Consider the following 24,756-nt stretch of genomic DNA (forward strand, 5'->3'; position numbering starts at 1 on the left):
TTGAAAAAATGAAATGACTTATGGAGTTAAATATTTATGATGGAGAAGGTATTTTGAAATTTACCGCTCCTGCCTCTTCTTCCTGTACCTGGAGTCATGAACTGATGTCAGAAAATAGTCTTTCGGTCAGTTTTACGTCTCCTGAACTTTTGACTTTCTCGGTCAATGACTATATGGAAGTTGCGGGCATCCGTTTTACTATTCGTAGCGAGTATCGACCACAGCAGAATAGTACGTTGGAGTACAGTTACAGTATGCATTTCTACGGACCGGAGCATGATGCGGAACGGGTGAAGATGTTGAATCTGACAGACGGACAGTTTGAATCCCAGTTTTCACTGGATAATAATGCGGCGGCCCATCTGCAGAAAGTGGTGGATAATTTGAACCGTATCGACGGCTCTGACACATGGAAAGTGGGTGAAGTTGTTGACAACGGCAAACGAAACATTGAATACAACAACGTGAATTGTTGGGATGCTCTTGGCATGATTGCCGAGACTTTTGAAACGGAATGGTGGATAGACGGACATCATGTAAACTTGACCCGTTGTGAACGTGGAGATGCAGTAAGCCTTGGCTACGGACAAGGACTGACTAAGATGGCGCTTGCTGAAAACAGCAATGATGTGAAATTCTTTACCCGGTTGATTCCTTTGGGCAGTACCCGCAATATTGACCGGAGTAAATATGGCTTTTCCCGGTTGCAACTTCCCGGGCGGCAAAAGTATGTAGAACAAAATATTCATTATGGATTATATGAACAGGTGGAGGAAGCTGCTTTCTCCGAAATTTACCCCAAACGTGTCGGCAAAGTGTCTGACGTCCGCTATGCTGAGAAGAAGAATGAGAATGGAGCGTATACAGTTTATTACTTCAAGGATAAGGGATTGAATTTCAATCCGAATGATTATGAACTTCCCGGTTTGGTGAAACATGTCAGTTTTCTGAGTGGTGAATTGAACGGGCGTGATTTTGAAGTGAACTATAATAGTAGTACGCGTGAATTTGAGATTATCACTACGTTTCCTGACGAGAGGACACAGATTCCGGGCGGTCATATAATTCCTGCGTCTGGTGATGAATACATCTTGTGGAATATCAGTATGCCCGATGAGTATTATACGCAGGCTGAAAAGGAATATGAAGCCGCCGTGCGTGATTATCTGCAAAAGGGAAGTGTCGACACGATTATTTATCGTTGTGACATGGATTATATTTACGTGGATGCCAATCAGGTACCTCTCGTTCCGGGGCAACGTGTCCGATTGTTGAGTAACGAGTATTTCGGTGAGACGGGATACAAGGATACACGTATAACGAGAATCTCACGTAAACTCGATAATTTGTCCGGCGCTACTATCGAATGTACGAATAAGGTAGGGAAGGGCTGGAAGAAAAGCATTGATACAGGGCTGAATGACTTGAAGTATGTAGTGGCCGAGAATTTCAAGCAGGCTATTGTTGAAGTGTTGAAAACTTGGGATACAAAGACTCCGACCAATTATGATGTGTTTTCATCTTTGCGTTCTCGGAAAGAAATTGATGAACGTGCCATCAGCAAGCTGCGTCCGGATGAAAGCAATTATTTTCTTAAACTCTTAGGCGGGTTACTTATAGAACAAGGGCTTTCGGTAACGGGAGGATTGACAACCGATACGCTTACCGCAACGGAAGTCACTACTCAAATCATGCATATTCTTGATAAACTGGTAGGTAAGGAAGCTTCATTCTCCGGTACTGTTTCTTCCTATGATTATGCTGAAAAGTTTTTGGGATGGCTGATTTCTCCTTCTGGTGATGCGGAATTTGGTAATGTGCGTGTTCGTGGCTTTCTGGAATCGGACGAGTTGCGATATAACCGGGTCGAAGTGGTCAGTGGGGAACGTTGGAATGCTTCGGGAGGTGGCATTATTGCTTCTGTGGATGAAGAAAATTGCCGGATTAGGTTGAAACTTGAGCCGGGGGAGGTTGCCTCGGTGGCAGTAGATGATATTTGTAAGGCTACCTTTAATGATGCGACAGGTTTTCAGACGGTTTACTTCCGGGTTACGGAGATAGTGGATGAGGCTACGTTTGCTTATGTGCTTCGTGACGGAACGACGCATCATCCGTGTGCATTGATGCATTTTGTTTGTTATGGCAATTTTACGAATCTTTCTAGGCAGTGTTCCAGTTATGAGACACAAAGTTATAAACGTTATTTGTCGGGAGTCAATAACTGGGAGATTACAAAAGATTGCATTGTGATGCAGTTGGGGGATTTGTCGAACTTGAAACTGTTTGGTATCAATATGGAAGGACATAGTGCCTATCTGCGTAATGTGTATCTGACAGGAACAATCAGGCAATTATCTTCTGATGGTGTGACAGAAGCGCCAGTTCCCTGTTTTAAAGGTGAATATGTAGCAGGAAGTTCCTACTTTTATTATGATGAGGTGGTGTATAACGGAAGTACATGGCTTTGTATCTCTGAGAATCCGACGGAACAGGAACCGGCGGAAGATGCTGCTGACTGGAAACTACTTGTAAGGAAAGGTATAGACGGTAAGGATGGGAGCCTGCTTCGCCCCCGTGGGATATGGCAAACTGGAGTTGATTATGTAAATGACGCCATGTATCGGGATACGGTAATTTATGATGGTAACAGTTATGTTTGTAAAGTTTCCCATACCTCGGGTGCTGTTTTTGATTCTTCGCAATGGAGTAATTTTAATGAATTTGTCAATGTGGCTACTCAGGTCATGCTTGCGGAAAATGCTTCTATTGATGTGTTGGGCTCTTCTTCTATATTTGTAGGTGATCAGAATAAGACACAAGGCTGGGAAATGACAAAAGGAGCGATTAAGCATAATGTGAGTGGGCTGGAACTGACTGCAGACGGGCGGCTGGTAGATCCGGACGGATTGGAATTCTCGGTGGGCGGTATTGAAAATGCACTTCAAGACACTATGAAGGGAGGCGATAACCTAGTTCCTAATAGTGATTATGCCGAACAGGAAGAAGTACACCCGGGATGGGATGAGAGTCTTAATGGTACTGTTTCTGCGGTAGGATGGGGTGATTATGATGCAAGTGTCGCTAATCCGGAGAAAGGGTATCATGCACATTTGAATACGACACGATTTGATTTTCCGGTTTTTGAGCTTAGGACACGTTATCGGAAATCTGTGAGTGTAGAATATGTGAATATGGATAGTTATGGAGCATGGACTGTAGATGGGGCTTATCGCAAATCTCCTGTCATAACTCACAATCAGGTTACTCGTGAGAAGGTCTTGTTTTATACAAATGCTGTAAATACTGTGGTGAACTTTGAAATTAAGGCTAGTTCCGAATCTAATTATGATTGGCTTTTTGTTGGAAAAGTGGATGATGCAAATGCTTCATATTCTAATTATCAGGATCGAGTATCGGGAACTGGAACAAACGCAAAGACGGTTTCAATTACGGTTCCTACAGCAGGACAACATTTTGTAATAGTGGGTTATAGAAAAGATAGTTCGAATGATACCGGAAGTGATTGTGGTTGGTATCGTTTGCTTTCGGGTTATGCTCAGGAAATATATTCAGACCGTTCCGTATATACTTCGGTCAATATTCCTCGTTATATTGCAGAGATGGGTGTGGATGACGAGTATCAACTTGATTTTGATGTTTATGCTGATACTGCGAATTTAACAGTATCTTATGAAATTGAAGCTAATGGTGGTCAGAAAACATTCCTTGCTAAGGAATTGAATAGTTGGCAGACTATATCCCAAACCTTTAAAGTTCGAAATATTTCATCTGTCCCTACTTTTAAGGTAACAGCTTTGGGAGGTGTAGGCGGAACAGGATATATTCGAAATGTATCAATCAAAAAGTTAGGAGTGTTTGCGAAAGAATTATTGAAAACCGGTATTGATATCTCTAATCGTAAAATAGTGCTGACAGCTGATAGAACTCTTATCCGAAGTAATTCGGGAGTAGAGATTGCTATGTTCAAGGAGGTGAATGGGGTGCCGATGATTGATGCTAAGAATTTGTATACGGAGAATTTGGAGGTGAAAACAGGAGCGAGAATAGGAGGATTTAAAATAGAAGGAAGTAAACTAACTTCTGTAGATTCAACTGGTGCTATTGAAATTGGCACTGATAGTGGTTCTCGCTTTTTTAGAATAAATGAATACGGATTGCGCAATGAAAGTGCGGCACTTCTTCAAATCAGAAATGATAAAGGGGCTGGGATCAATATTAGTGCAGGAGGTAATAAAACAGCATTGTATGTAATTGGCAATGGGGCAAAATCTGCAATTGAATCTTATGGCAGTCATGTTTTCGGTCAGCGTAATGGGGAAATTTGGAATGGACCGGGAATACTCAGGGCCGCGCGAATAAATGGTGGTGGAGGGATGGAATGCCAATGGGGAAACGGAACTCCCGCCTTCAGTTCGTATAAGAGGTCTGCCGGAGTTTATGTTATAACTCATAATTTAGGAAGGACTGATTATATACCTCTGGTTTCAATGGTGAGTGATTGGAACTTTATTAATGTTCAGGAAATATATGATAACTATTTTGTTGTATATGTAAGAGCTAGGAGTGGTACTCTTGAAGATGATACTTTTTCGGTAATAATTGTCGGTCGAAATGCTTTTTAATCATTGGGTAAAATATAATGAGAATAGACTTTAGAAAAATTCAGGTGAAAGATATCGAAGGAAATAACAGTACCGTAGATATTGCAAAAATGTTAGGTAACGCGATTTATCAGAAAACGGCAGATTTGGGTGAATTGGAACTTGCCCGGGAAATTTATAAGAAAGGGGAAGTTGAATTAACACAAGAGCAAGTGGAATGTATTAAGAGTTATGTGAAGACAGGCTTTGTTGCATTTGTTCAAGAAGCCGTTATGGCTATGTTGGAATAGCTGGTAATGTTTGTTATTGGGGCTGGCAGATTATGTCAGCCTTTTCTTTTATTTGATGACTATCATTATTGTGTTATATAAGTCTTTTTATTGTAGAGAAATTACTTATTTTCCATAATATATTAAACTTGTTTTATTATATTTGCAGTTCATGATTTCTAAACAATAATTAAATTATTTATTCTTATGAAAAAGGTTTTGTTATTTTTCGCTTTAGTAGCGATAAGCGTAGTAAGTATCAACGCGCAGGATAATCTGAAATGGGGTGTGATGGCAGGTATGAATGTCAGTAAATACACTATTACCGGATTTGACAGCAGGATAGGTTTTCATGCAGGTGTAAAAGCCGAATTAGGGTTGTCTCAGGAAGCGAGCGGGGCATATATGGATTTTGCAGCGTTACTGACATTAAAAGGTGCGAAGATTGATGGTGGTTCAATTGCAAGTATTAAATTTAATCCGTATTATTTGGAGGTCCCGGTACATGTTGGTTATAAATATGCAGTAAATGATGACTTTGCATTATTTGGTAATGTGGGTCCTTACATTGCTGTCGGCTTGTTTGGAAAGGCTAAAGCAAAAGTTGACGGTAATATTGCCGATTTAGGAGAGTTGGGTACTAACTCTGCATCCGAAGATATATTTGGCGATGACGGATTAAAACGATTCGATTTTGGTCTTGGACTGAAAGCCGGTGTTGAGTTCAGTAAGAAATATCAAGTTGCCATAAGTTACGATTTCGGTTTGATTGATGTGCAAAAAGATTTAGGAATGAAGAACAGAAACCTGATGATTTCATTAGGATATATGTTCTAAAAATAGACAGTAGATATTCTTTTTGCAACTTTGTTGCACGAATCATTCACTACCTTTGCAGCAACTAAAAGATGAAAGATATGGGACATTGTAGTTGCTGTGCACACGGATGTGCATCAGAAAAGGAAGTTGAAGTTAAAAATTCTATATTTCAAGAATACTGGAAAGCAGGGCTTTCATTTATATTGCTGATAAGTGGTATTATAATGAATGCCCTGGGTTTCTCTTTTTTTCATAAAGAGTATGTAACTTTAATCTGGTATATTGTAGCTTATATTCCGGTCGGATTCTCTGTTATGAAAGAAGCGTGGGAGAGCATAAAAGAGAAAGACTACTTCAGTGAGTTTACTCTAATGATTGTTGCCACAATCGGAGCTTTCTATATTGGCGAATACCCGGAGGGGGTAGCCGTGATGCTGTTTTATACCATCGGCGAACTGTTTCAAGACAAGGCGGTTGATAAAGCAAAACGCAATATCGGCGCTTTATTGGATGTAAGGCCGGAGAAGGTTTTGGTACTGAGAGATAACAGTCTGATTACAGAAAGTCCGACGAATGTAAAGGTCGGCGAGATTATAGAGATAAAATCGGGCGAGAGAGTCCCTTTGGACGGAGTGATGCTCAACGAAGTTGCCGCTTTTAATACGGCGGCATTGACAGGTGAAAGTGTCCCCCGTAATATTCACGAAGGCGAAGAAGTGCTTGCCGGAATGATTGTGACGGATAAAGTGATTCGAATCAAGGTGACAAGACCATTCGATAAGAGTGCGCTTGCCCGAATATTGGAACTTGTGCAAAATGCTTCGGAACGAAAAGCTCCGGCAGAATTGTTTATCCGTAAATTTGCACGCATCTACACACCTATTGTTATAGGACTGGCGGTATTAATCGTACTCTTTCCGTTTGTTTATTCATTCATTGATAATCAGTTTGCGTATGTGTTTAATGACTGGCTGTACAGGGCTCTCGTCTTTCTGGTGATTTCGTGCCCGTGTGCTTTGGTAGTAAGTATTCCGTTGGGATATTTTGGTGGCATCGGAGCTGCTTCCCGGTTGGGAATCTTATTCAAAGGCGGTAATTATCTGGATGCAATCACTAAAATCAATACGGTTGTATTTGATAAAACGGGAACGCTGACTCAGGGAACTTTTGAAGTGCAAGAATGTAAATCCGCATCCGGTATTAAAGAAAAAGAATTGATTAAGATGGTTGCTTCGGTAGAAAGCAACAGTACCCATCCGATTGCTAAAGCCATAGTGAACTATGCAAAGCTACAAAACGTAGAACTGCTACCTGTCACCGGTACAAGAGAATTTGCCGGATTCGGTTTGGAGGCAATGATTAACGGAACTCCGGTATTGGTTGGAAACTGTCGTTTACTATCCAAATTTAATATCAAATATCCGGCAGAATTATTACAGATTACCGATACGATTGTAGTCTGCGCCATTGGAACAGACTATGCTGGTTATTTGTTATTAGCTGATACATTGAAAGAGGATGCAAAGAAAGCTATTGATGATTTAAAAATGTTGCATATCAAAAACATTCAGATATTATCCGGTGATAAACAGAGTATTGTTACTAACTTTGCGGAAAAGCTCGGTATCAAAAGTGCTTATGGAGATTTGTTGCCGGAAGGAAAAGTGCGGCATTTGGAAGAACTGCGGCAGGACGGGACGAATCAGATTGCATTTGTCGGTGATGGAATGAATGACGCACCGGTGCTTGCTTTAAGTCACGTTGGTATTGCCATGGGCGGATTGGGTAGCGATGCAGCGATTGAAACAGCCGATGTTGTGATACAGACAGACCAACCTTCAAAAGTAGCCGAAGCCATCAAGGTAGGAAAATTGACGCGCAAGATTGTCTGGCAGAACGTTTCGCTGGCATTCGGAGTAAAGCTGCTCGTACTGATATTGGGAGCCGGTGGAATCGCTACCCTTTGGGAAGCAGTTTTTGCAGATGTAGGTGTTGCGTTGCTCGCTATTATGAATGCTGTAAGAATACAGAAAATGATAAAGTAAGAGATTATGGAAGAGAATATTTATTTGGATAAGTTGGCGCGGAGAGATATCAAGCCGACAGCAATAAGGCTTCTCATATTAAAGAATATGATGGAGGTTGAACGTGCAGTATCATTGCTTGATTTGGAGACTCTGCTGGATACAGTCGATAAATCGACCATTTCCCGTACTATCGCTCTCTTCTTGTCTCATCACCTCATACATAGCATAGACGATGGAAGCGGTTCGTTGAAGTATGCCGTTTGCGACAACTCTTGCAATTGTGTGGTGCAGGATTTACATTCACATTTCTATTGTGAGAAATGCCATAAGACATTTTGCCTGGAAGGGACGCATATCCCGGTGGTTGATTTGCCTGAAGGATTTACTTTGCACAGCATAAACTATGTACTAAAAGGGATTTGTTCCGAATGTACTTCTCAAAAATGACAGATATTCTATAAATTTTGATAGGGAGTTTATTTCATTCACTAATTTGGATAGGATAAGCACTATATTTCGCACTTTAAGTACCTGGAACTTCAGTTTAGGTACTTTTTCCATTTTGTCTGTTTTTTTAATTGATGAATTATCTCCAACTTTGCATGGTCATTAGAATTGGAGTCTTGAAAGATTTATAGACTAAGCGTAGGGTATATGTGAGTAATTGGAATAAAAGCCGGAAAAGAGAAAACACATCTCTTTTCCGGCTTTTCGCTAATATTGTTTGATTAGTCTATATTGGGATTCAATGCATGCCAGTCCTTGATGGCTGGGATGATTCCCATTTCAATTACTTCGTCACGAAGTTTACACAGATGTTCGTAGCTCTTTTCCAGTTCTTCCTGTTCGGCAGGAGTTCCGGCTACTTCTTTATAAGTAACACCGTCTTTGGTAATTGAAGTTTCCATTGCCATCATGATATGGTCGAATTTGCCGTTAGAAACATACGTTCCGGCAGGCCAGCGGAAAGGTTGTCCGCCCATAGCGGCAGCAATCATTTCAATGGAAAGATAAGCCGGACTTTGGAAAGAAGAACGGCCGCGCAGGTCGATGATATGCTTTCCACCTTGGATGACACGTACTTTCAGTGCTTCCCATTCCGTCAACGGAAGACGGGTAGTGCCGATGAGATCGGTCAGGGGTTCTCCTTTTATTTTGGTGGTAGATGCAAATACAGCCATTTGTTCTCCATGGCCGCCATACGTACGGCAATTCTGAATGTCGGAAGCAGGAATGTGGAAGTATTTCACTAATTCATTTTGCAAGCGAGTGCTGTCAAGGGCAGCCAATGTGGAAACCTGTGAAGGTTTCAAACCTGCATATAATAAGGTAATCAAACCGGTAATGTCTGCCGGATTGAAGATGACAACGATATGTTTCACATTCGGGCAGTATTGACGCACATCTTTACCAAATTGGGCGGCAATCTCTGCATTTCCTTTCAACAAATCTTCGCGGGTCATACCTGCCTTGCGGGCTGCTCCACCGGAAGAAACAATATAAGAAGCTCCGGTCAGCGCTTCCTTGATGTCGGAAGTATAGGTGAGGTTGGCACCTTCAAAACCGCAGTGATACAGTTCTTCTGCCACTCCTTCCAAAGCTGGTGCGAATGGATCATAGAGACAAATATTCGGAGTGAGTTTCATCATCATGGCTGTTTGTGCCATGTTGGAGCCGATCATTCCGGCAGCTCCCACAATCGTAAGTTTCTCGTTGGTTAGAAATTCCATAATCTTATATGTTTAAAAGGTGAATAATTTACTTTTTCTTTTTTGCCGCTACAAAGTTAACATATTAGAAAGCAGATTGTTCATTGCAAATAGTTTTGCTTGATAACGAAAAGTTATAGCTGACTCGTAGAGAGATCTGGTCAAAATAGATTATCTTTGTATCTTATATAATAAATAGATAAGAATATGAGCATCGAATTAGGAAAGTTCAACCAGCTTGAAGTCGTGAAAGAAGTCGATTTCGGCGTATATCTCGACGGTGGGGAAGAAGGTGAGATTTTGTTGCCTACCCGCTATGTGCCCGAGGATTGTAAGATTGGGGACATTTTGAATGTGTTTCTTTATCTGGATATGGATGAGAGGTTGATTGCCACTACGCTGACCCCGTTCGTACAGGTCGACCAGTTTGCTTGTCTCGAAGTGTCTTGGGTGAATCAATACGGGGCTTTTTTGAATTGGGGGCTGATGAAAGACTTGTTTGTGCCGTTCCGTGAGCAGAAGATGAAGATGCAGGTGGGACGTAAATACGTGGTTCATGCGCATCTGGACGAAGAAAGTTATCGTATCGTGGCTTCGGCAAAGGTGGAGCGTTATCTGTCGAAAGACAAACCGGAGTATGCTTCGGGTGATGAGGTGAATATCCTTATCTGGCAAAAAACGGATTTGGGCTTTAAGGCTATTATAGATAATAAGTATAGCGGTCTGCTGTATGAGAATGAAATATTCCGTTCGCTGGAGACAGGGATGGAAATGAAAGCTTTCGTGAAGCAGGTGCGCGAAGATGGCAAAGTAGACTTGATTCTTCAGAAACCGGGCTTTGAGAAGATTGATGATTTTGCGATAACATTGCTGGATTATATCAAAGAACAGGGCGGGCGAATCAGCTTGAATGATAAAAGCCCTGCGGAAGATATTTATGCTACGTTCGGTGTGAGCAAAAAGACCTTCAAGAAAGGAGTGGGTGACTTGTATAAGAAACGTTTGATTGCCCTGCATGAGGATGGCATCACTTTGGCGGAATCCTAAATAGAATAGGGAAATCCCTACATACGAATAGAGAGAATCATTGGGGTGGGGAGTTTTCTCACCCTATTTTTGTGGTATCAGATTAAAGGTATTAATAATAAAAACTAGATATGCTATGCGTAGGATAATAATAAGTCTCTGTATACTGTTTGCTGCCCTTTCCTTGAAGGCGCAATCCCTTAGCGGAATCCGCATTGACGGTGGAAATACACCGATTCTTGTTTACTTTGGCGGCAATCAGATGTGTCTGCCGACTACAACGTGTTTCGTTGCCAACTTGAGGTCGGGCTATTATACTATTGAAGTGTATGCTACCCGTTTCACCCGTCCGGGAGAGCGTGTATGGAAAGGAGAAAAGTTATATAATGAACGTGTCTATTTCAATGGAAATGGTGTAAAAGAGATAATGGTGAATGAACGTGGCGGGATTCGCCCGGACAACAGACCCGGACGTCCCGGACAAGGAGGGCATCGCCCGAATTACGACCGCCACGACAGAGTGATGGACAACCAACTCTTTCAGACATTTCTTGGTAATGTGAAGAAAGAACCTTTCAAAGATGACCGCATAGCATTGATAAATGCAGCATTGGCAAGTTCGGATTTCACTTCCGGTCAATGTCTCCAATTGACGAAACTCTATACTTTTGATGATGATCGGATGGAGATAATGAAGATGATGTATCCCCGGATTGTTGATAAAGAGGCGTTCTTCACAGTAATTTCTACGCTGACATTCTCTTCGAATAAGGATAAGATGAATGAGTTTGTGCAGAACTACGGAAGACGCTGATATTTGCTAATTAATAAAAACTATATCGTTATGAAAAAGATACACGCTGTTTTGTTTTTGTCATTGATTCTTTTGACCAGTGCTTGCTTCACGTCCAGTAATATGTCCGGTAAAATGTTGATGAGCATTCAGCAGGGAATGACACCGCTTGAGGTTCGTAATGTTTTTGGAGCAGAACCCGACTTTCGCCGTTTCGAAGGAAATTCGGAAGAATGGGAATATCGCCGTTATTCAACGACTGCCAATGCTGGATGGTCTGTTGTGCTGATTCAGTTCACAGACGGGCGTGTATCGGGAATGGATTCTTTTAAAGACAGAAGTATGGAGATGAACGCTACTACGGTAGTAACCCCTTCGCCAACGGCTGTTACTGCAATCGGAGCCTTTCCGAACCGTTATCCGGTGGAAGAGATTCGGGTAATGTCCGACTCGGAGTTTGAAAATTTTCATGATAAGTTGAAGTTTACAATAATGGATGATGAACAGAAAAAAATGATTGAGAGGATGCTACAAAAGCATGATGTCACTTCGGCTCAATGTGTGGAAATGGTGAAGGAGATTTCTTATACTCCCGACCAGGTGGAGATGATGAAGAAGATGTATCCGTATGTAAGGGACAAACAGAATTTTAATAAGGTGATTAATATCTTATTCTCTGATATCTATAAAGATGAAGTGCGTAAGTTTATCAAGGAGTATCATCAGAATAATAAATGATAGGAGATTGAATTATGAAACGAATACTGTTTTTACTCTTTGCTGTCGGTCTGAGTGCCAGTATGACCGTGATGGCTGGAATGAGCACCAGCAAAGTGCGTAAGGAGACACGTTTCCTTACGGATAAGATGGCATATGAATTGAGTCTGAGTACTCAGCAATATAATGATGCGTATGAGATTAATTACGACTTTATTTATTCTGTCCGTAATATAATGGATTATGTGGCACGTGGTTATGAATGGGCGTTGGACGATTATTATGAAGCATTGGATATTCGTAATGATGACCTTCGCTGGGTATTGAGTGATGTGCAATACCGCCGTTTTATGGGAGCCGATTATTTCTATCGGCCGATATACGTGACCGGAGGAAAATGGAGTTTCCGCGTTTATGTCAATTATCCGAATCGTAGCTTGTTCTACTTTGGAGTACCTTATCATTATCGTACATATTGTGGAGCACATTATCGTCCGTATATTCATCATACAAGCTATTATCGGGGCAGATATACTAATTTCCACCATTATTCTACTCCGCATCGGGTGAGGGATCAGAGAGTATATCACTCTTATCGCCGTTCGGATTTTGGCTCGGTTCATTTCCGTCCGAATTCTTCCACCCGTCCGCATAATGCACCGACTCGTCCAGGAGTGGCTGTACGTCCGGGTAGTTCTTCACGTCCCGGAACATCAACGGGTTCTCGTCCCGGAACGGAACATAGGCCGTCCACTTCTACCAGACCATCTAGGCCGTCCGGGAATGAAAGACCGAACAAGGACGTTGTGCCTGATAGAAACAACAACAGAGGTGAAGGTCATTTCAATCGTCGTCCGGAAACGAATTCCGGTTCATCAAGTTCCGGGCGTAGACCGGCAAGTGGTAACTCGACAACTTCCGGTTCTAATCGTGAAAGCGGACGTACAAACAGCAGTTCGACAGGAAGTTCAAGCAGACGAAGTGAAAGTAGTTCCTCTAGTAAAAATAACAGTTCCGAAAGAAACAACGGCTCTTCCAGTCGGAGAAACAGTAGCAGTTCAAACCGTGGTAGCAGCAACTCCAGCTCTACTCGAAGCGGTAGTCCCAGTAGGAGCAATGTTTCTAGTGGACAGACAGAAAGACGTTCTTCTGGAAGTGTGAGAAGTAATAGCTCTTCCCGTTCATCTGAAAGAAGCAACGGTTCAAGAAGATAACCTATTCCTTTATTATTAATATCATTATCACTACTCCTCGGTGGTAGGAGAACTAGACTCCGACTTCTCGTCGGCTAGACTATTCCGGGCATTGCCCGTAACTTGGGTGTCGGGGCGGATTGTATCCGCCTCGATTTCACTTATCAGCCCTTTCTGTGCAAGACGTCCGGCAATCAGTTTATAATAGCCTTCCATATTCTCTTTCAGATGTTCGCCTTTTATTATTTATCCTACTTTTAATAACTCTTTGTTTGGGAAACGATGGAGATTTCTTCCCAATCTTCGACTGTCCGTGTGGCGGATGAAAAGTTGACTCCAATACAAACCACCTTTCGTCTGTCTGCCAGGTAAGGTTTGGCATAGCCGGTCTTCTCTATTTGTTCCAAAGCTTCCTGTGCTGTTCCGTCCATTTTGAATTCAAAGATATAGACGTAATCCTCCATCTCCAGCGTACAATCCACCCGTCCGTAGCTTTGGCGGTCTTCACAATGGATGGCAGTGCAATATACGCCTATCAGTCGAAGTAATAGATAAAAAGTATATTGAAAATGCTTTTCTGTTATATCTATATCTTTCAACGAACCGTGGGAGTCATAGGGTATACTTGCCAAAAAAGAGGTGAGGGAACGGCGGAACGCGTCTGTATCACCTTGTTCAAGGTCCATCACGGCATCTGTTATCCAACTCGTCACTTCCTTACTCTTCGGCTTCATATAATTGGCTGCTAATACAGACAAGAATCCCTCACGCACCTCATTATTCGGGAAGTCAAGCAAATAGGTTCCCATTCTTTTGTTATACTCCTTAATTGTGAGATAACCGCTTTGATAAATCATAGGTAAAGGCTGTTCCACATCTGCCTTGTAGTCCACAAATAAAGACGGTTTATAAAATTTGCCAGTCAGTTCGTTCATCTGCTCATGATTGTGCTGTAGCAAGCGTATCAAATAAGTAGGAGTCCCGGTAGAGAACCAATAGTTGTGGATTTCATTCATATCAAAAGTATTGAGTAAGCTAAACGGATTGTAAATGGCTGCCATGTTCGTACTAAAATGATAACCATCGTACTGTCTTTTTAGCCAGTCCTTCATTTCTTCAACCGTACATTCGTATTTAGTTGCCAATCGCGATATAGGTTCTTCGAAGTATTTTTCCAACTCTTCTTGGGTGATTCCGCATAATGATTCGTAGCGTTCGTCCAGACTAATGTCTTTAGGCTGGTTGAAACCGCTGAATACACTTACTTGTGAGAATTTCGTGACTCCCGTCAGCAGTACAAATTTCAGATACTCGTCGGCTCCTTTGAAGGTGGAATAGAACGACTTCAGAATTTCTCTGTGATGCTCTTCGAGCAGTAGTTTTTCTCCTTCGTGATTGCGTGTGAAAGCTCCGGTGTCCAACACATCGAGGATGGGTTTATCATATTCATCGATTAGCACTACGGCGCGCTGCCCGGTCTTTTGGTAGGCACGTTGTAATACTCCCTTGAAGCGATCTCCTGTGGTGGTTTCAAGGGGGTCTTTACCATATTCCACTTCCCATTTGGCTATGTAGGTTTCGATACTTTTTTCCAGTTCTGCTTCACGGGTGTAGTTTCCGCCGTTGAAGTCCACACGGAAGATAGGATATTGTAACCAGTCTTTTTCAAGACTGGCGATTGCTAGTCCGTCGAAAAGTTCTTTTCTCCCTTGGAAGTAACAGGCAAGCGTGCTAACCAACAGGCTTTTCCCAAAGCGGCGTGGACGGCTCAAGAAATAGATTTTTCCATTCATGACAAGGTCGTAAATCAAGTCTGTCTTGTCTACATAAACAAATCCGTCTTCACGGATTTGGTCGAAACTCTGTATTCCAATGGGATATTTCATCTTCTTATCAGCTTTTTATGAATCACTAGACGAAGATACGTGAAAACGGGCATAAATGCAAATGATTAATTGGATATATTGTCCACAGCTTTTGATTATTTGGTGAGCTTTTATCTATTTCGATCCATTATTTAACGAGTGATAAGTAGTCTCCATAACCTTCCTCTTTCATCTTCTCTTTTGGAATAAAACGAAGCGAGGCACTGTTGATGCAATAGCGGAGTCCACCCTTTTCTTTCGGACCGTCAGTGAATACATGTCCCAAATGGGCGTCACCGCTTTTGCTGCGTACTTCTGTCCGAATCATTCCATAGGTAGTATCTTTTTTTTCCGCAATCAGTTCTTTCCGAATGGGTTTGGAGAAACTGGGCCATCCGCAACCGGAGTCGAACTTGTCGGTAGAAACAAACAAGGGTTCTCCGGTAGTAATATCTACATAAATGCCGGGGCGATGTTCATCCCAATACTCATTCCTGAAAGCCGGTTCTGTTGCATTCTTCTGAGTTACTGCATATTGCTCTGCTGACAATTTCTTTCGTAGAGTTGCATCATCCGGTTTTTGATAACTCTTAGCCTGGGGAGCATTGGCTTTCCGTGCCATTTCAAATAAAGCAGGATTGATATGGCAATATCCGTTCGGATTCTTATCCAGATAATCCTGATGATAGTTTTCTGCCGGATAGAAATTGGTTAATGGCTTCACTTCTATAGCAATAGGATTTTTATATTGACTCGCTAGCATTTGAATAGCTTGATTGATAACAGGCACATCGTCTTTGTTTGTATAGTAAATCCCTGTTCTATACTGCGTACCGCGGTCATTCCCTTGCTGATTAAGACTGGTAGGATCGATTGTCTTAAAATAGAGTTCGAGGAGCAGTCCTAAATCTATCGTTTCAGGGTCATAGACCACTTTCACCGTTTCGGCTGCATTCGTTTCTCCCGAACATACCTGTTGGTATGTCGGATTAGTGATGATACTATTGGCGTATCCCACCTGAGTACTTTCTACTCCTCTGATTTGTTTCAGGAAATGTTCCGTTCCCCAGAAGCATCCTCCTGCCAGATAAATTTCTGCTGCAATAATAAAATGTTTCATATCCGTTGGTTCTTTCTATAGTAACGAATGAACCGACGGATATGTTTTAAGATACGGACAGTGCAGTCTTATTTATGACACATAAACGTTCTATTCTATAATCTGTCCTTTATAGAAATCCAGAATTTTAGTACAGAACAGATAATCATATTTGGCTTGCAGCCTGTCTGAGAGGGCTTTTGTCAAATTCTGCTTTGATTCATTGTATTCTACAAACGTAGCTTTGCCGTTATTGAATTTTTCGCTCATAAGCCGGAAAGATTCTTCATTGGCTTTTACTGCAACTTCACTGGAATTATATTTGCTTTCTGCAGCCAAAGCATTGTACCAGGATTGTTGAATTTCCTTGTAGAGCTTTTTCTTAGCATTGTCAAGTTGCAGTGTAAGATTATTCTGCTTCAAGCGGGCTGTCCGTACTTTATTGCGTGTAGAAAAACGGTTGAAGAGCGGGACACTAAGATTGAATCCTACATATTTGTTCAAATTGTTTTTCATCTGGTTGCCGAAGCCCCTTTCCGATTTTCCGTTGACTGTATAGTAATTACTTCCTAATCCGGCACTGAAAGACAACTGTGGGTAGAAGTTACTTTGCGCAATACGGATGCTGTTGATACTCCCTTGTAATTTGTATTCTGCGGACTTGATACTTGGCTTGTAGGCAAGTGCCTGTGTATAAATATCATCCGGCGGAGTGAGAGGGGCAAACACCAGTTCCTCTTGGGGATTTTCAAGGATGAAACCTTCCGGTGTGGGTAATTCCAAAAGTTGGCTGAGGTCCAGTAATGATAATTTGTATTTATTGTCGGACTGCACAGCGGTCATTTCATCTTGGGCGACTCGTGCCTGTGCTTCGGCCACTTCGGACGGAGATGCTTTACCTACTCCGAAAAGTCCTTGAATTCGTTTCAGTTGGTCTTTGCTCAAATTTACTTGATTATAAGCGACTTTGCTAATTTCCAGATTAAACAAAACTTGTAAATAGGCAGAAGTGACATTGATGGCAATGTCCTCTTTGGCTTTGTTGAGGTCTTCAATAGCCGCTTTCAAGTCTAGTTTGGCAAGTGAATATTGGTTAGACAACTGCAAACCGGTAAATATAGGTACATTTGTGCCTAAACTGAAGCTTGTATTGGCACTGTTGATATCGCTATATGAGTTATCTATCGGTGAAGCGGTGCGTCCCCAACTCCAGTTTTGGTTGGCGCTACCACTCAAGTTGGGTAGACGTGCCCACTTAGTGGTGTGTACATCCACTTTACTTATTTCCGCATTGTTAGCGGATTGGCGAATCCCTGTATTATGTTCAATGGCATAGTCGATGCATTGCCGCAACGTCCACGCTTGTGACGAACTGTTTTCCTGCGCCTGGATGGAAATTATTCCGATTCCTGAGAGCAGGAGTACGGATATGGTTTTACGGATTGTTTTCATGGAAATCTATTATTTGTCTTTTTTTTCAGCACCACGTATCTTGTCTTGCGCAGTTACCCCTTTCTTTATTTCTATCTTGATACCATCGCTCATCCCTGTGGTCACTTGGGTACGTTGGAACTTTTGTTGAGGCACGGAATCCGTCATGATATACACAAAAGTAGAATCACCACTGAACTCAATGGTACTTTCGGGGACAGCCAATACCTGATTGGCACGTTGTAATACGATTTCTGCATTGGCAGAATAACCGGAACGGATTTGTACGGAGTCCGGAACGGAAATGGCAGCCTTGATTTCGAACTGGTTGGCTCCGTTCGTTTCCACTCCTTTGGGAGATATATATTCCAGGATTGCGTTAAAGGTCAGATTCTGTAAAGCACCGATTGTCAGCTTTATCGGCATCTGTTCGTGGATACGTCCTACTTCCGTTTCATCAATATTGCCGCGGAAAATCAGGTCATTCATGTTGGCTACCGTTGCAATGGTCGTTCCGTCATTAAAGGTGTTGCTCATAATAACCGAGTTTCCGGCTTTTACAGGTACGTCCAGAATCAGTCCGTCAATCGTAGAGCGAATCATGGTGCTACTGAAAGACGCACTGTTTTTGGTGATTCCTTCTTTTACGATTTCCAGGTTATCCTTGGCAGTCTGTTTCTCTTCAAGTGCCTGTTTTAAAGCTACTTCGCTTTTCTCGTACTCTTCCCTGCTGATTAGCTGGTCGTCATACAGTTTCTTTATGCGGTTAAAGTCAGTTTCAGCCTGAGCCGCATTGATTTCTGCCAGCCGTACACGGCTTTCCGCTGAGTTTAATTGGCCGAGTTCGGGAATAACTTTAACTTTGGCTATCACTTCGCCTTTCTTTACACTTTGTCCCGCTTCTTTGTATAATTCGTCTATGATGCCGGAAATCTGCGGCTTGATTAAGATTTCATCTCTCGGTTCCACTTTTCCGGTGGCTACTGTAGTCTTTTGCAAATCTGTTATTTCCGCCTTCACTGTTTCGTAGACAGTAACTTTCGGCTGTGATTTCTGATAAAGGAATACGAACGTTCCAATAAGGATTATGGCAATGATTACCAATAATGCGATTTTCAGATACTTTTTCATCTTGGATATATGTGTTTAATTTTTAATTCTTCGTTCTCAACTCTCTATTCTCAATTTCTACTCGTCCCGGATAGCTTCAATCGGTCGGATAGCCATCGCTCGGTAAGCGGGGGCCAACCCTGCCAACATTCCTAATGCTACCAACAAAGCGCAAGTACCGATTGCCAGTCCGAAACTGACTTGGAAACGAGTATCTCCACCGCTTGAGTTGGCAGCCATTTCTGCCAGTTGCAGTACCATGACGGCAAAGGAGATTCCGCACATTCCTGCAATGGTTGTCAACACCATACTTTCAGACAGGATTTGTTGCATGATGTCTTTCGGGCGTGCCCCGATTGCCCGGCGAATACCGATTTCGGTGGTGCGCTCTTTCACAGTCACCATCATGATGTTCGACACACCGATGGCACCGGCCAGCAGGGTTCCCAAGCCAACCATCCAGACTAAGATGTTGATACCGGTGAATAAGTTGTCAACCATCGAAAACATAGCTTCTGCATTCAAGTACATAAGCGCCTGTTTGTCATTGGGAGCGATATAATGCGCGGCTTTGATAATCTGTTCCATTTCCGGTTGTACGTCGGACACTTTGACGCCGTGCTTCACGGTGAAACAGATTACATCAATTCGTCCGCCCAGGTTATACGTTTGCTGCATGGTGGTGAAGGGCAGGGTGACAGCCTCCGAAGCCCGTCCCTGTATGTTCATATCCCCTTCGGAAGAAGACATTCCGATAATCTGGTAATAAATACCGTCTACACGTATGTATTTGCCACACGGGTCTTCTCCTGCTTTGAAAAGACTTTCATAAACCCGCTTTCCGATAACGCACACTTTGCGGGCTTCCTTTATATCCACATCATTGATAAATCTGCCGTAAGCCATTTCCTGCGATTCGATATGGAGATAGTTGGGATACAATCCTTTCACGCTGCAATCATATTTTTTATCTTCATACACCGCTTTCGAACCCCAACGGGCTATGGAAGGAGTTATGACTTCCACATCCTTGACTTGGGAACGGAGACGTTCGACGTCAGTAGCTTCCAAGTCCCACCATCTGCCTTTGCGGAAACCTTTGTACGCCTCACCCGTTCTTTGTGAAGCTAGGAAGCCGGAATTGGTGGCAAATCCTTCAAAGTTCTTTTTCATCATATCTTCCAGTCCCTGTCCGCCGCCGATAAGGGCAACAAGCATGAAGATTCCCCAGAACACCCCGAAGGCAGTCAGCAGGCTTCTCGTTTTATTTCTTGTGATGGTTATGAGGATTTCCTCACAGGTATCCATGTCTATTCTCATACTCTTAATCTGCTCTAAGTGCTTCAATCGGTCGGATGCTGACCGCTTTGCGGGCAGGGAACAATCCGGCTAACGTTCCAGCTATTACTAATGTGAGTGTAGCCTGTATGGCAATTCTTATATCTACGGTAGGATTCAGGAAAACCGTTTCTGTCCACACTCCGGTGTCCATAGTCTGATTTCCGAAAGCATTGTCCATCCATTCGGTCACTCCGATGCCTGCTACCATGCCGATATATCCGAATATAGTGGTGATGATTATACTTTCTACAATAATTAGCCAGAGAATTGAGCTTGGTTTAGCTCCTAATGCCTTGCGGATACCGAACTCGCGTGTACGTTCTTTCACGGTGATCAGCATGATATTGGATACCCCTACAATACCGCTTAGAAGAGTGAAGATACCGATTACCCAGATTCCGGTGCGTAGAATGCCCATGCCTTTTTGTTGTTGTAGATAATTGGTGAATCGGTTCCATATCCAGATAGCGCTATGATCGGTTGGGTCAAAACGATGGTTGGCACCTAGGGCTTTCCGGTATTCTTTTTCAAAGTTCTCATTCGCTTCGATTGTTTCCAGATTCTTTGTAGCAATGGTCAGACAGTTCAGCTTGTCTCCTTTGTTATAGATTATTTGCAGGGTGGAAAAAGGAATGAGAGCGGGATTCTCTCCACTGTCTCCTTTGTCGACGCAAAGTCCGACTACCCGATAGGCGACATTTCCCATGTTGACAAATTGTCCGATAGGTTCGGTATGTGTCTTATTAAAAAGAATCTCTGCTGTTTTCTTATGTAGGACAATTACTTTCCGTCTTTCTTTTATATCCGTCTCATTAATGAAACGCCCTTTAAAAAGCTTTATGGTTTCCATTTCTATGTGGTTGGGAAAGACTCCCGCCAGTCCGGCACTGGCATATTCCGAACCGAAACTGATGTTGACGGAGCCTTGCCAGAGTGATGCTCCTGTCGTAATTACATTTTTGGGAAAATGGGTATCGGTGATTTGGAAATCCTTGTTGTCCAGTTGAATCTGCCGTCCCTCTTTTAATCCGTCGTAAGACTTGGAGGTCCAGCCCGGATAGATTTTAATACTGTTCAGTGCACGTTCCGAAGCAGATTCTTCGAATGCGTGAATCAGTCCGTTCCCGGCTCCCAAGAGGACGATAAGCATAAAGATACCCCATGCTACGGCAAATCCGGTGAGAAAAGTCCTCAGCTTGTTGCGCTTGATGGTACTATATATTTCTTGCCAAGTATCAATCATGATAATGTTTGTATAGTAGTGGTGGATTTTGAATTATTTCATGATGCCGTCCTTACCGAAAGGAGAGGCGTCATGATCGATGTTATCTTCGATTCGCTCGATGACACCGTCTTTGATATGTATAATCTTGTCTGTCTGGTTGGCGACACCGCTTTCGTGGGTGACGACTACAATTGTCATTCCCGTCCGGTGCAAATCTTTCAGAATCTGCATTACTTCTACGGAAGTCTTACTGTCCAATGCTCCTGTCGGTTCGTCCGCCAGGATAATTTGCGGTTGGGTGATAAGTGCACGGGCGATGGCTACACGCTGTTTTTGCCCGCCGCTCATTTCGTTCGGCATATGATGCGCCCAGTCCTTTAACCCCAGACGGTCGAGATATTCCAGAGCAAGCGCATTGCGTTTCTTGCGGCCCACTCCCTGATAAAATAAAGGAAGTGCAACATTCTCTACGGCATCTTTAAAGGAAATCAGGTTGAACGACTGGAAAATGAATCCTATCATACGGTTCCGGTATTCGGCAGCTTTGGTTTCGCTCAGATTTTTGATAAGTACATTGTTCAGATAATAATCTCCGGTATCATAATTATCAAGAATACCTAATATATTAAGTAAGGTTGATTTGCCCGAACCTGATGCTCCCATGATGGAAACGAACTCACCTCGTTCGATATGGAGGTTGATGCCTTTGAGTACATGGAGGGGAGCTCCGTTGTTGTAGGTCTTGTTGATGTTTGTTAGTTGTATCACAATTTCCTTTATTTAATTTCTGTTTTCTAATTATTTTCTACTATTAGACGACTGCAAGATACGAAAAGTTGCAAAGAGGTTGAACTTTTTTTCAAAAACATTTTGTAGACTCAATCTTCTTTACGTAATTTGTGTGCAGTAAACTTAATGATTAACTAACCCTTTTAAATAAAAGTATCATGAATTCAAACATGGAAAAGCCCTACGTAGTAGGTATTGACATAGGCGGAACGAACACCGTCTTTGGAATTGTAGACGCACGCGGAACTATTATTGCCAGCAGCTCAATCAAAACTGCCGGTTATCCTACTGCCGAAGAATATGCTGACGAAGTTTGCAAGAACCTGCTTCCGTTGATTATCGCCAATGGCGGTGTTGACAAAATCAGAGGTATCGGTGTCGGTGCTCCGAATGGTAACTACTATACGGGAACGATTGAATTTGCTCCGAACTTGCCTTGGAAAGGTATCCTTCCATTAGCTGCTATGTTTGAAGAAAGACTGGGTATTCCTACTGCTTTGACAAACGACGCTAATGCTGCCGCTATCGGTGAAATGACTTACGGTGCTGCCCGTGGTATGAAAGATTTTATCATGATTACACTCGGTACCGGTGTGGGTAGCGGTATCGTTATCAACGGTCAGATGGTGTATGGTCATGACGGCTTTGCAGGTGAATTAGGTCACGTGATTGCTCGTCGTGACGGTCGTATCTGCGGTTGCGGCCGTAAAGGTTGTCTGGAAACTTACTGCTCGGCTACCGGTGTAGCCCGTACTGCACGTGAATTCCTGGCTGCTCGTACAGACAGTAGTTTGCTTCGTAACATTCCTGCAGAAAACATCACTTCGAAAGATGTATATGACGCAGCCGTACAAGGAGATAAACTTGCACAGGAAATCTTCGAATTTACAGGTAACATTCTGGGTGAAGCATTAGCGGACGCTATCGCATTCTCCAGCCCGGAAGCTATTGTATTGTTCGGTGGTCTGGCTAAATCGGGTGATTATATCATGAAACCGATTCAGAAGTCAATTGACGACAATGTGTTGAATATCTATAAAGGCAAGACGAAATTGCTCGTTTCCGAACTGAAAGACTCCGATGCTGCTGTATTGGGTGCCAGTGCTTTGGCTTGGGAATTGAAAGAGATTAAGGAATAATATCAATTTTATAATAAAGGTAATGAAAATCCTCGGGAGCTATTGCTTTCGGGGATTTTTTTGTCTCTACACTCTACAGGAAGAAGGTGTAATGTACTGGATAGAGGCTTTGGATGGCTGATGAGTTCCGGCACCGGGAAACGACCGTTTCTCACCGGGGAACATTTCCTTGACCGGTGAGGAAAAAGAGCCGGCATTTAATAGCCAATAAAAAAGGGAACTTCACATTGAATGAAGCTCCCTTTTTTATTTCGAATCGAAGAGTCCGACTTAGTTGTTAACTCTTTTTTCTTTGATTCTAGCTTTCTTACCGGTAAGAGCACGCAGGTAGTACAATTTAGCGCGACGAACTTTACCTACCTTGTTCACTTCGATGCTGTCGATAGCCGGTGATTCGATTGGGAAAATTCTTTCTACGCCTATAGTTCCTGACATCTTACGTACAGTAAAACGTTTTTTGTCTCCGTGACCGGCGATTTTGATAACAACACCACGGTACAACTGTACACGTTCTTTGTTACCTTCAATAATACGATATGCTACTGTTACAGTGTCTCCTGCTTTGAAGCTCGGGTGCTGTTTACCGGTAGCGAATGCTTCTTCTGCAATTTTAATTAAATCCATTGTTGTTATTATTAAATTGTTTCATCGTTACAACGCAACATACCAAGTATCTCGTCTCTTGACAGCGATTGCGCGAAAGCGGTGCAAAGTAACGAATTATTTGGCAGATAGCCAAATGTTTTTTGTATATTTGTAGCATATAAAAAAATAGCGAACATGAAACAGACTTATGTAAAGTATCTGATAGTGGCAGCATTGGCAGGCGGATTCCTGTTTACGTCTTGTCGCTCGACACGGAAGGCTACGGCTCACTATCAAGTGGCAAAAGTAGAAGGTAGTATGATTAAGATAGATTCTGCTTGGGATACTAATCCCGATAAAAAAGCTACCGAAGTATTGAAACCCTATAAGGACAAAATTGACGGGATGATGTATGAGGTCATCGGTACCAGTGAAATGAAAATGGATAAGGGAGGCCCCGAAAGTCTGCTTTCCAATCTCGTAGCAAGCGTTTTGCAACAGGCTGCCGCTCCGATATTGGGCAAACCGGCCGATATGGGGTTGGTAAATATGGGTGGATTGCGCAATATCCTGCCGAAAGGTGAAATCACAGTAAGTGAAATTTTCGAGATACTTCCCTTTGAGAACTCCCTTTGCATCCTGACGATGAAAGGCTCGGATATGAAACGTCTTTTTAAAGCGATTGCTTCTCTTCACGGAGAGGGGGTGAGCGGTATTCGATTGGAAATCACAAAGAAAGGAGAGTTGCTGGACGCAACAATTGGCGGTAAACCCGTAGAAGACAACCAGCTCTATACGGTAGCCACCATCGACTATCTGGCAGACGGCAACGGACAGATGGACGCTTTTCTGCAAGCGGAGAAACGTGAATGTCCCGATGGCGCTACTTTGCGTGGGCTATTCCTCGATTATGTCCGCAAACAAACCGCCGAAGGTAAAATGATTACTTCCAAACTGGACGGACGTATTACTATAAAATAAGAAGGAGAATTTAAAA

The 24,756-nt window shown here is 42.7% G+C and carries 20 protein-coding genes and 1 pseudogene; 11 read left to right on the forward strand and 10 right to left on the reverse strand.

Annotation, left to right across the window (positions count from 1 at the left end):
* Positions 1 to 20 precede the first annotated feature (20 nt).
* The 5 genes from CLIN57ABFB40_RS19055 (at position 21) to CLIN57ABFB40_RS19080 (ending at position 8,184) form a co-directional block, all read left to right on the forward strand.
* Entirely contained in the window at positions 21 to 4,643 is a 4,623-nt protein-coding gene (locus CLIN57ABFB40_RS19055) for a hypothetical protein (RefSeq protein WP_254871841.1), read from the forward strand.
* Positions 4,644 to 4,660: 17 nt separating this feature from the next.
* Positions 4,661 to 4,912, forward strand: a complete 252-nt coding sequence (locus CLIN57ABFB40_RS19065; protein WP_175631497.1) for a hypothetical protein — start codon at positions 4,661 to 4,663, stop codon at positions 4,910 to 4,912.
* 186 nt (positions 4,913 to 5,098) lie between these two features.
* Positions 5,099 to 5,728 carry a porin family protein gene (locus CLIN57ABFB40_RS19070; protein ID WP_175631498.1) on the forward strand — a complete coding sequence of 210 codons (630 nt, stop codon included), beginning with the start codon at positions 5,099 to 5,101 and terminating at the stop codon, positions 5,726 to 5,728.
* An 80-nt stretch (positions 5,729 to 5,808) separates the two neighbouring features.
* On the forward strand, positions 5,809 to 7,755 hold the full coding sequence (locus CLIN57ABFB40_RS19075; RefSeq protein WP_175631499.1) for a heavy metal translocating P-type ATPase: 1,947 nt from the start codon (positions 5,809 to 5,811) through the stop codon (positions 7,753 to 7,755).
* A 6-nt stretch (positions 7,756 to 7,761) separates the two neighbouring features.
* Positions 7,762 to 8,184 carry a Fur family transcriptional regulator gene (locus CLIN57ABFB40_RS19080; protein ID WP_175631500.1) on the forward strand — a complete coding sequence of 141 codons (423 nt, stop codon included), beginning with the start codon at positions 7,762 to 7,764 and terminating at the stop codon, positions 8,182 to 8,184.
* A 281-nt stretch (positions 8,185 to 8,465) separates the two neighbouring features.
* Here CLIN57ABFB40_RS19080 and CLIN57ABFB40_RS19085 read toward each other — a convergent pair whose 3' ends face one another.
* The gene (locus tag CLIN57ABFB40_RS19085; RefSeq protein ID WP_175631501.1) at positions 8,466 to 9,467 is read right to left on the reverse strand and encodes a malate dehydrogenase; all 1,002 of its coding nucleotides are present in this window, start codon (positions 9,465 to 9,467) and stop codon (positions 8,466 to 8,468) included.
* Between the two features lie 186 nt (positions 9,468 to 9,653).
* Between CLIN57ABFB40_RS19085 and CLIN57ABFB40_RS19090 the strand changes: the two genes are divergently transcribed.
* From CLIN57ABFB40_RS19090 to CLIN57ABFB40_RS19105, 4 genes are all read left to right on the forward strand, one after another.
* On the forward strand, positions 9,654 to 10,493 hold the full coding sequence (locus CLIN57ABFB40_RS19090; protein WP_175631502.1) for a S1 RNA-binding domain-containing protein: 840 nt from the start codon (positions 9,654 to 9,656) through the stop codon (positions 10,491 to 10,493).
* 115 nt (positions 10,494 to 10,608) lie between these two features.
* A complete protein-coding gene (locus CLIN57ABFB40_RS19095; RefSeq protein ID WP_175631503.1) occupies positions 10,609 to 11,286 on the forward strand; it encodes a DUF4476 domain-containing protein in 678 nt (225 codons plus the stop codon).
* 30 nt (positions 11,287 to 11,316) lie between these two features.
* Positions 11,317 to 12,003, forward strand: coding sequence for a DUF4476 domain-containing protein (locus tag CLIN57ABFB40_RS19100; RefSeq protein WP_175631504.1), 687 nt, complete (start codon positions 11,317 to 11,319; stop codon positions 12,001 to 12,003).
* Between the two features lie 14 nt (positions 12,004 to 12,017).
* Positions 12,018 to 13,196 (forward strand): hypothetical protein, encoded by a 1,179-nt coding sequence (locus CLIN57ABFB40_RS19105; protein ID WP_175631505.1) that lies wholly within the window; start codon positions 12,018 to 12,020, stop codon positions 13,194 to 13,196.
* A 30-nt stretch (positions 13,197 to 13,226) separates the two neighbouring features.
* On the opposite strand, the pseudogene CLIN57ABFB40_RS19110 reads toward CLIN57ABFB40_RS19105, so the two are convergent.
* The 8 genes and pseudogenes from CLIN57ABFB40_RS19110 to CLIN57ABFB40_RS19145 form a co-directional block, all read right to left on the reverse strand.
* A pseudogene (locus CLIN57ABFB40_RS19110) lies at positions 13,227 to 13,415 on the reverse strand (penicillin-binding protein); the annotation flags it as partial.
* A gap of 17 nt (positions 13,416 to 13,432) precedes the next feature.
* The gene (locus CLIN57ABFB40_RS19115) at positions 13,433 to 15,061 is read right to left on the reverse strand and encodes an ATP-binding protein (RefSeq protein WP_175631506.1); all 1,629 of its coding nucleotides are present in this window, start codon (positions 15,059 to 15,061) and stop codon (positions 13,433 to 13,435) included.
* Between the two features lie 127 nt (positions 15,062 to 15,188).
* Positions 15,189 to 16,160 carry a peptide-methionine (R)-S-oxide reductase MsrB gene (gene msrB / locus CLIN57ABFB40_RS19120; RefSeq protein ID WP_175631507.1) on the reverse strand — a complete coding sequence of 324 codons (972 nt, stop codon included), beginning with the start codon at positions 16,158 to 16,160 and terminating at the stop codon, positions 15,189 to 15,191.
* Between the two features lie 90 nt (positions 16,161 to 16,250).
* A complete protein-coding gene (locus tag CLIN57ABFB40_RS19125; protein WP_175631508.1) occupies positions 16,251 to 17,591 on the reverse strand; it encodes a TolC family protein in 1,341 nt (446 codons plus the stop codon).
* A gap of 9 nt (positions 17,592 to 17,600) precedes the next feature.
* Entirely contained in the window at positions 17,601 to 18,701 is a 1,101-nt protein-coding gene (locus CLIN57ABFB40_RS19130; protein WP_175631509.1) for an efflux RND transporter periplasmic adaptor subunit, read from the reverse strand.
* A gap of 57 nt (positions 18,702 to 18,758) precedes the next feature.
* Positions 18,759 to 20,000: an ABC transporter permease gene (locus CLIN57ABFB40_RS19135; RefSeq protein ID WP_175631510.1), complete on the reverse strand. Its 1,242-nt coding sequence runs from the start codon at positions 19,998 to 20,000 to the stop codon at positions 18,759 to 18,761.
* Between the two features lie 4 nt (positions 20,001 to 20,004).
* Positions 20,005 to 21,264, reverse strand: a complete 1,260-nt coding sequence (locus CLIN57ABFB40_RS19140) for an ABC transporter permease (protein ID WP_175631511.1) — start codon at positions 21,262 to 21,264, stop codon at positions 20,005 to 20,007.
* 33 nt (positions 21,265 to 21,297) lie between these two features.
* Complete coding sequence (locus CLIN57ABFB40_RS19145) at positions 21,298 to 22,014, reverse strand: ABC transporter ATP-binding protein (RefSeq protein ID WP_175631512.1); 717 nt, start codon at positions 22,012 to 22,014, stop codon at positions 21,298 to 21,300.
* A gap of 179 nt (positions 22,015 to 22,193) precedes the next feature.
* Between CLIN57ABFB40_RS19145 and CLIN57ABFB40_RS19150 the strand changes: the two genes are divergently transcribed.
* Complete coding sequence (locus CLIN57ABFB40_RS19150) at positions 22,194 to 23,174, forward strand: ROK family protein (RefSeq protein WP_175631513.1); 981 nt, start codon at positions 22,194 to 22,196, stop codon at positions 23,172 to 23,174.
* A gap of 270 nt (positions 23,175 to 23,444) precedes the next feature.
* Here CLIN57ABFB40_RS19150 and rplS read toward each other — a convergent pair whose 3' ends face one another.
* Positions 23,445 to 23,798: a 50S ribosomal protein L19 gene (gene rplS / locus CLIN57ABFB40_RS19155; RefSeq protein WP_167959626.1), complete on the reverse strand. Its 354-nt coding sequence runs from the start codon at positions 23,796 to 23,798 to the stop codon at positions 23,445 to 23,447.
* 156 nt (positions 23,799 to 23,954) lie between these two features.
* On the opposite strand from rplS, the gene CLIN57ABFB40_RS19160 reads away from it, so the two are divergent.
* Positions 23,955 to 24,740 carry a 5'-nucleotidase C-terminal domain-containing protein gene (locus CLIN57ABFB40_RS19160; protein WP_175631514.1) on the forward strand — a complete coding sequence of 262 codons (786 nt, stop codon included), beginning with the start codon at positions 23,955 to 23,957 and terminating at the stop codon, positions 24,738 to 24,740.
* The last annotated feature ends 16 nt before the right edge of the window (positions 24,741 to 24,756 follow it).

It is taken from the genome of Bacteroides acidifaciens (assembly GCF_903181435.1).
GTDB lineage: Bacteria > Bacteroidota > Bacteroidia > Bacteroidales > Bacteroidaceae > Bacteroides.

Bases quoted from the DNA above. Each gene is read 5' to 3' on its own strand.
- CLIN57ABFB40_RS19075 (WP_175631499.1), top strand. From the start codon at position 5,809: ATGGGACATTGTAGTTGCTGTGCACACGGATGTGCATCAGAAAAGGAA.
- CLIN57ABFB40_RS19115 (WP_175631506.1), bottom strand. From the start codon at position 15,061: ATGAAATATCCCATTGGAATACAGAGTTTCGACCAAATCCGTGAAGAC.
- msrB (WP_175631507.1), bottom strand. From the start codon at position 16,160: ATGAAACATTTTATTATTGCAGCAGAAATTTATCTGGCAGGAGGATGC.
- rplS (WP_167959626.1), bottom strand. From the start codon at position 23,798: ATGGATTTAATTAAAATTGCAGAAGAAGCATTCGCTACCGGTAAACAG.
- CLIN57ABFB40_RS19085 (WP_175631501.1), bottom strand. From the start codon at position 9,467: ATGGAATTTCTAACCAACGAGAAACTTACGATTGTGGGAGCTGCCGGA.
- CLIN57ABFB40_RS19095 (WP_175631503.1), top strand. From the start codon at position 10,609: ATGCGTAGGATAATAATAAGTCTCTGTATACTGTTTGCTGCCCTTTCC.
- CLIN57ABFB40_RS19130 (WP_175631509.1), bottom strand. From the start codon at position 18,701: ATGAAAAAGTATCTGAAAATCGCATTATTGGTAATCATTGCCATAATC.
- CLIN57ABFB40_RS19125 (WP_175631508.1), bottom strand. From the start codon at position 17,591: ATGAAAACAATCCGTAAAACCATATCCGTACTCCTGCTCTCAGGAATC.
- CLIN57ABFB40_RS19080 (WP_175631500.1), top strand. From the start codon at position 7,762: ATGGAAGAGAATATTTATTTGGATAAGTTGGCGCGGAGAGATATCAAG.
- CLIN57ABFB40_RS19160 (WP_175631514.1), top strand. From the start codon at position 23,955: ATGAAACAGACTTATGTAAAGTATCTGATAGTGGCAGCATTGGCAGGC.
- CLIN57ABFB40_RS19100 (WP_175631504.1), top strand. From the start codon at position 11,317: ATGAAAAAGATACACGCTGTTTTGTTTTTGTCATTGATTCTTTTGACC.
- CLIN57ABFB40_RS19055 (WP_254871841.1), top strand. From the start codon at position 21: ATGGAGTTAAATATTTATGATGGAGAAGGTATTTTGAAATTTACCGCT.
- CLIN57ABFB40_RS19105 (WP_175631505.1), top strand. From the start codon at position 12,018: ATGAAACGAATACTGTTTTTACTCTTTGCTGTCGGTCTGAGTGCCAGT.
- CLIN57ABFB40_RS19070 (WP_175631498.1), top strand. From the start codon at position 5,099: ATGAAAAAGGTTTTGTTATTTTTCGCTTTAGTAGCGATAAGCGTAGTA.
- CLIN57ABFB40_RS19140 (WP_175631511.1), bottom strand. From the start codon at position 21,264: ATGATTGATACTTGGCAAGAAATATATAGTACCATCAAGCGCAACAAG.
- CLIN57ABFB40_RS19090 (WP_175631502.1), top strand. From the start codon at position 9,654: ATGAGCATCGAATTAGGAAAGTTCAACCAGCTTGAAGTCGTGAAAGAA.
- CLIN57ABFB40_RS19150 (WP_175631513.1), top strand. From the start codon at position 22,194: ATGAATTCAAACATGGAAAAGCCCTACGTAGTAGGTATTGACATAGGC.
- CLIN57ABFB40_RS19135 (WP_175631510.1), bottom strand. From the start codon at position 20,000: ATGAGAATAGACATGGATACCTGTGAGGAAATCCTCATAACCATCACA.
- CLIN57ABFB40_RS19065 (WP_175631497.1), top strand. From the start codon at position 4,661: ATGAGAATAGACTTTAGAAAAATTCAGGTGAAAGATATCGAAGGAAAT.